The sequence below is a fragment of the Trinickia soli genome (genome assembly GCF_002879855.1).
Classification (GTDB): Bacteria; Pseudomonadota; Gammaproteobacteria; order Burkholderiales; family Burkholderiaceae; genus Trinickia; species Trinickia soli.
Genome location: NZ_PNYB01000074.1, coordinates 1 through 447, shown reverse-complemented (window position 1 = coordinate 447; position 447 = coordinate 1). Strand labels below are relative to the sequence as shown.

General features: G+C 61.5%; 1 protein-coding gene. It reads left to right on the top strand.

Annotated features, from left to right (window positions below):
• A partial coding sequence (locus C0Z19_RS27695; protein WP_146012170.1) for a helix-turn-helix transcriptional regulator occupies nucleotides 1–354 on the top strand: 354 nt, incomplete at its 5' end.
• Nucleotides 355–447 lie beyond the last annotated feature (93 nt).

Genomic DNA, 447 nt, shown 5'->3' with positions numbered 1-447 from the left:
CATCTGCTCTACGGGGAATGGTTGCGCCGCGAGCGCCGGCGTATCGACGCACGGGAACAGCTGCGAATTGCACACGGCATGCTCGACGCGATAGGGATGGAGGCGTTCGCAGAACGGGCCAGGCGCGAGCTTCGGGCCACCGGTGAAACAGCCCGCAAGCGCACCGCCGCAGTGAGCGGCGAGCAACTGACAGCACAAGAAACCCAAATCGCGCGCTTGGCCCGCGATGGGCTGTCAAACCCCGAGATCGGTGCCCGCCTGTTCATCAGCGCACGAACCGTCCAATATCACCTTCGCAATGTATTCGCCAAGGCGGGCATCAGCTCACGCAGCCAACTAGACCGAGTGCTTTGACTAGCCATCGGCGGATGCGATCACCAACTGGTTGGCTCCAACCTGTAATTGATGCCGCCAGAGGGAGATTTGGATGGGTCAGCAGGTCATCGT